We start from the raw sequence: 5,528 nt of genomic DNA on the forward strand, positions 1-5,528 counted from the left end.
GATAGGACCAGCCCGGCGTGAAGCCGATCATGGCGACGCGATAATCGCCGGCGGTATGGCGGGCGACGATGTCGTCGGGCGTGGTGTTCAGCGCTTTCGCGACATCCTCGAGGTCGATGCCGTGCTCGCCGCCATAGGCGACGGGAATACGCCAGCGGCGCGCCTTGGTGGCCGGCGGCAGCGGTTGGCTGGCGAGCGCCAGCAGCTTTTCGCCGAGCGGGTCGAAGCCGATCCTGCCGGGATCRTAATGCACCAGCAGCGAGCGATAGGTCGGAACGGACTCGGTGATGCCGTCAATGGGGCTTGCGGCAAGCGCCTTGTCGAGCGCCAGCACGCGCTGGTTCGCATCGTCGTCGATGGTGCGGCTGAACTCGACCGTGACGGCGCTGTCGCCACTGGGCAGAAGGCGGGGCGGGGGAAGCGTCGCGGCCATTGAACTGTCAAAGCGCTGTCGAAATCGGGCTTGTCGGAAAAGCGCGGGCTCAGCCTTGAGTTCCGCTGGGTCCTGCTTCGCGTAAATGCGCTCGCAAGTCCAATAAATTAATGCTGGGGGAAGCGATAAAGCCTTGTTATCGCGTCGCATAACCGCCCGGCGGACCTGCGTTCTTGGCCCTTGACGCAAAGCGCCGGGCTCGCAAGATGCGCGCGTTCCTTTCCCGCCCATCCGGAGCTCGTCTGTTTCCATGTCGCTGTCCCCCGAAGCCCGCAAGACCCTCGCCGGCATCACCACTGCCACCATCACCACGGTCCTGCTGAAGAAGGGCCTGCGCAATGTCTGGATGCGCGGCGCGCGCCCGCTGCGCCCAGGCCTGCCGCGTCTGGTGGGACCGGCCTTCACGCTGCGCTTCGTGCCCGCGCGCGAGGACCTCGCGACGCCGGAATCCTGGTCGTCGCCGATCTCGACCCGCACCGCGATCGAGGCGATGCCGGACGGCTGCATCGCCGTGGTCGACGCCATGGGGATCACCGACGCCGGCATCTTCGGCGACATCCTTTGCGCGCGCATGATGAAGCGCGGCGTCACCGCGCTCGTCACCGACGGCGTGGTGCGTGACGTCGAGGGCGTGCTCGGCACCAATCTGCCGGTGTGGTGCGACGGCTATGCGGCGCCGCCCTCGGTGGCGGGCCTCACCTTCGTCGGCTGGGGCGAGCCGATCGGCTGCGGCGGCGTCGCGGTGTTCCCGAACGACATCGTGGTCGCCGACCAGGATGGCTGCGTGCTGATCCCGCAGGCGATGCTCGACCACGTGCTCAACGAAGGCGTCGAGCAGGAACGGATGGAAGCCTGGATCGTCAACGAGGTGAACAACGGCGCGGTGCTGCCGGGCCTCTATCCCATGAACGCCGAGACCAAGGCGCGTTACGCGGCAAGCAAGAAGTAACGAGACAACAAGCGAGGTACCCCATGGAGATCACTGTCGCAGGCACGCGGCCGACCCGCCGCGCGCCCAAGGAAAACTTCACCGRCACGGTCTGGCAGGACCCTGTCATCATGACGCCCGCGCCGGCGCGGCTGAACTGCTCGCGCGTCTCATTCGAGCCGGGTGCGCGCACCAACTGGCATCACCATCCGCTCGGGCAGACGCTGTACGTCATCTCCGGCGTCGGCCGCGTCCAGTCCAAGGGCGGGCCTGTCAGGGAGATCCGTCCCGGCGATACCGTCTGGATTCCGCCGGGCGAGCTGCACTGGCACGGCGCTACGCCGACCAACGGCATGACCCACATCGCCATGCAGGAAGCGCTCGACGGCGTGTACTCGACGTGGCTGGAGCCGGTGACGGACGCGGAGTATTCGATGCCGGTCGGCTAGGTTGACGGCGCATATCCAGGACGCGCAACGCACCGCCTCGGCGGTGCGTTGTCGTTTGAGGCCAGTTTTTTTGCAGCTCGTCCAACGGCCGGGGGAGTTTCGGTCAAGCATTGCCGACACGCGGCTTACGGTGAGACGGCACGATAGCGACGCTTGTCACCGAATACATTGCTTTTGCAAGCAGGCGTGCGAGCGAGGTCGACGACGACGGGACGCGTGCTGGTTACCGGCCCGTTAACTCCGGCGCGTGCACGTTGCATCGCGAGCACGGTTCTCCCGGTTCGACCTCGCGCAGCAAGCACATTGTTGACCGGTTTACAGTGAGTCACATATCGTAACGATCAGCAGCATTCCGCTGTCGTTGAACATTGTCGAGACTGCAAGCTGCCGATCGAGGCTGCGGCAACAAGACCAAAAACAAGGAAGTGAGCGCCATGCGCCAATGCATCGGGGCAGCAGCGATTTCACGACCGATCGATGACAAGCGGCAGTTGAGCCAATCGCGTTCACTACTCTCTCGCAGAGGCGCTCAATTCCGTCGTCTGCTGCTGGCGAGTGTCTCGGTGGCCATGCTATCGGCGCTGCTGCCGCGATCCGCGGCGGCGCAAACGTGGACCGGAGCCACAAGCTCCGACTGGATGACTGCCACCAACTGGTCAACCGGAACGCTGCCTGTCGCCGGCGTTACGGCCAATATCAATGTCACATCCCCCAACCCGACCGTCCTCAGCGGTGGGGCGACCGCCGCGACCGGCGGCATTTCTGTTGGCTCTGGTGTTGGATCATTCGGCAATCTGACAATTCGGGACGGGAGTAAGCTCACAAGCAGCGACGGCGTGTTCCTTCGAGTGGCCCAGGGAGGCACCGGGATCGTGACGGTCACCGGAGCCGGATCGCAGTGGATCCTGTCCGGCGCCCAGCTGGTCGTTGGTTTCGCCGGCAACGGCACGCTCAACGTCGAGAACGGCGGTGCCGTCATCGCGCAAAACGGCCTCAGACTGGGGAACAGCGTCGGGAGCTCCGGCACGCTCAACATCAGCAGCGGCGGCATCCTGCAGACGACGGGCATAACCGTCGGCACCGGGACGCGGCAGATGAACTTTGATAACGCCATTGTCCGGGCATTGGCCAATACCGCCTCTTTTTTCAATGGAAGCGTCAACCAGATCAATATTGCCGCTGGCGGACTGACGTTCGATACCAATGGGTTCAACGTCAAAACGATTGCCTTCAGCGGCATCGGTGGATTGACCAAGATCGGCGCCGGGACCTTCACGCTGAGCGGCGGCAGTACGTATACCGGCGAAACGGTGATCCAGCAGGGCACGCTTGCGCTGGCGGGCCCGGCAACCTCTGCTGACAATGCCCTCGCGAGCTCACGCCGGGTGGTCGCGAACGCAACGTTCGACATTTCAGCAATCACCGGCGCCGGCTCGCATATTCAGAGTCTCGCAGGAACCGGCACCGTCAATATCGGCGCAAAGGACCTCATCATCACCAATGCGAACGATACGTTCGCCGGAGCCATCAACGGCACCGGCGGGCTGACGATGACGGGCGGCACGCAGACGCTGTCGGGAAGCAACACCTATGGCGGCGCGACCCAGGTAACGGGCGGCACGCTCCGTGCCGGCGCCGCGGGCGCCTTCAGCGCCACGTCCGCCTATGTCGCAACTGCGGGCGGAACCTTCGACCTGAACGGCTTCAATCAGACCATGGCCTCGCTGGACAATGCCGGTACGGTGCGGACCGGCGGCGTCCCGGGCGCCACGCTCGCGGTGTCAGGCAATTATGTCGGCAGCGGCGGCACGCTTGCGCTCAGCACCGCGCTTGGCGGTGACGGCTCGGTGACGGATCGCATGGCGGTGCAGGGAAGCACGTCGGGCGCATCGACGCTGCAGATCACCAATGTCGGCGGCTCGGGCGCCCAGACTGTCGGAGGCATCAAGGTGATCGATGTCACTGGTGCTTCGAACGGCACCTTTGCATTGCTGGGCAACTACGTCATTAGCGGCCAGCAGGCCGTCGTCGGCGGCGCCTACGCCTATACGCTGCAAAAGAACGGAATCAGCTCGCCGACCGATGGCGACTGGTATCTGCGCTCCAGTCTCATCAATCCCCCGGCCACGGCGCCGACGGGACCACTCTACCAGCCCGGCGTTCCCCTCTATGAGAACTATGGACAGGTCTTGCTCGGGATGAACCAGGCGCCGAGCCTGCGCCAGCGCGTCGGAAGCCGCTATTGGTCAGGCAGCGAAGCGATGGCGCGTGCCGGCGTACCCACCGCGCCGGCTGCGGATGTTTCGTGGACGCAATCGGCGTTCTGGGGCCGCATCGAGGGCGGTCAACTTGCGTTGCAGCCCACGAACACTACAAGCTCCACCTATAAGGCTGACGAGGCAAAGGCACAGACCGGCCTCGACGGCATTGCGCTCGACAACAGTCGTGGCCGATTGATCGTCGGCCTGACCGCGCAACATGGCCTGACCAACGCCGATGTCAGCTCGTTCTTCGGCAACGGGCGCATACGCGTCGAGGGAACGGGCGTCGGAGCGACCGCCACCTGGTATGGACACGATGGCTTCTATGTCGACGGCCAGGCGCAGACCATGTTCTATCACAGCGACCTGTCGTCGGATCTGGCCGGCAGCTTGGCCCATGGCAATGAAGGTTTCGGCTACACCTTCAGTGCGGAGGGCGGCCGGCGCATCGCAGTTGGCAATGGTTTCTGGCTGACGCCGCAGGCGCAACTCTCCTATTCGAAGGTCGACTTCGACGCCTTTACCGATCGCTTTGGCGCGCTCGTCTCCCTGAGCAAGGCCGACAGCCTGCTCGGCCGCGTCGGATTGTCAGTCGATCACCAGAGGACGTGGACCGACGGTTCGGGAATCGTCCGCTCCGATGTCTATGCGATCGGCAATCTTCATTACGAGTTTCTCGACGGCAGCAGAATCGATGTGGCCGGCACCGGCTTCGCCAGCGCCAACGACCGGATGTGGGGAAGCATCGGCGGCGGCGGCAGCTATAGCTGGGCAAACGGACGCTACACGGTGTTCGGCGAGACGACCTACCGCGCGAGTCTTCAGGCGGCCGCCGGAAACTACGGTTACAAGGGCACCGGTGGCTTCCGGGTGGTCTGGTGACGGACGAAAGTGACGTCGGCCCCCATCGTTGGAACCGCACTGGCCTCTAGAGTTTCTCCGCTGTCCACGTTCCCGTGCACAGGGGGCCGCGCCAGGTGCCGGAGCCCGAGGTGCCGCTGAGCCGGCCAAAGCCGACCGCGCGCTTGATGCCGGCGCTCAAGGTGACGTTGATGCTGCCGGCATCGGCCACCCGGCCTGACGCCGTCACTGCGGCGCTGCTCGACGCGATCTGGCCATTGTTGATTCCGATCGAGACGGTTGCGCCGTTGCCGCAGGTCTCGCTCGACGATGCGATACGAACATTCCATGCGCCGTCGAACGTGCTGGCGCTCGCCTGCGCTGCCGGCCATGCGATGGCGACGATGATGGCGAAAAGACACTTGCGAAAGCCGTGCATGACACGCCCCTGTGAGTGAACCTGCAGGCATCGTGGCATGGGCGTGGGGCGGGCGATGTGAGGGCAGTCACGCCTCCCAGAGGTTCTGTGAGGTGGCGCACCGTCGCGGCTGCGGGCGCCTGCCGGCGGGCAGGGCGGTTGGCGCGGAAATGCCGTTCTCCGGCAGCGAGATTCGCAC

5 protein-coding genes are annotated in these 5,528 nt (G+C 64.9%); 3 read left to right on the forward strand and 2 right to left on the reverse strand.

Features of this window, described 5'->3' with window-relative positions:
* Positions 1-433, reverse strand: a 433-nt coding sequence (locus tag ACXJL8_RS32515) for a 5-oxoprolinase subunit B family protein (protein WP_456686260.1), incomplete at its 3' end; no start/stop codon positions are given.
* A 250-nt stretch (positions 434-683) separates the two neighbouring features.
* On the opposite strand from ACXJL8_RS32515, the gene ACXJL8_RS32520 reads away from it, so the two are divergent.
* The 3 genes from ACXJL8_RS32520 to ACXJL8_RS32530 all read left to right on the forward strand — a co-directional run bounded on the left by ACXJL8_RS32520 (position 684) and on the right by ACXJL8_RS32530 (position 4,953).
* Complete coding sequence (locus ACXJL8_RS32520; protein ID WP_008129640.1) at positions 684-1,382, forward strand: ribonuclease activity regulator RraA; 699 nt, start codon at positions 684-686, stop codon at positions 1,380-1,382.
* Between the two features lie 23 nt (positions 1,383-1,405).
* On the forward strand, positions 1,406-1,810 hold the full coding sequence (locus ACXJL8_RS32525; protein WP_456686261.1) for a (R)-mandelonitrile lyase: 405 nt from the start codon (positions 1,406-1,408) through the stop codon (positions 1,808-1,810).
* A gap of 434 nt (positions 1,811-2,244) precedes the next feature.
* The gene (locus tag ACXJL8_RS32530; protein WP_456618979.1) at positions 2,245-4,953 is read left to right on the forward strand and encodes an autotransporter family protein; all 2,709 of its coding nucleotides are present in this window, start codon (positions 2,245-2,247) and stop codon (positions 4,951-4,953) included.
* 46 nt (positions 4,954-4,999) lie between these two features.
* On the opposite strand, the gene ACXJL8_RS32535 is transcribed toward ACXJL8_RS32530, so the two are convergent.
* Positions 5,000-5,350 carry a hypothetical protein gene (locus ACXJL8_RS32535; RefSeq protein ID WP_456618980.1) on the reverse strand — a complete coding sequence of 117 codons (351 nt, stop codon included), beginning with the start codon at positions 5,348-5,350 and terminating at the stop codon, positions 5,000-5,002.
* Positions 5,351-5,528 lie beyond the last annotated feature (178 nt).

This window comes from Bradyrhizobium sp. P5_C11_2 (genome assembly GCF_054049755.1).